General features: G+C 38.2%; 1 protein-coding gene. It reads right to left on the bottom strand.

Annotation, left to right across the window (positions count from 1 at the left end):
- On the bottom strand, positions 1-262 hold a 262-nt coding region (locus tag SB775_RS30750; protein ID WP_410865051.1), incomplete at both ends, for an ABC transporter permease.

The following is a 262-nucleotide window of genomic DNA, read 5'->3' as shown; positions in this document are numbered from 1 at the left end:
ATTTGTTGATGGCTGCTAGACAGTGCTCTTACTACAATCAAATACACATAGCCACTTATGGGCAGAGCTACAATGACCGCAAATGTCGTCAGGATGATATTTTCAAAAAAGATCAGCCTGTTTATTTTACTTTTTTGATAGCCTAGCACCTTAAGTGTTGCAAGCTCGCGATTCCTTTCATAAATATTTATGGAGGATATCGTATAGATGGCGCCAAAGGAGAGGATGACGGCACTAATGATAAACATGATAAATACAAAAC

Source organism: Peribacillus sp. SIMBA_075, from assembly GCF_046534585.1.
The sequence above is the reverse complement of the archived record's forward strand: the minus strand, read 5'-3'. Positions and strand labels throughout refer to the sequence as shown.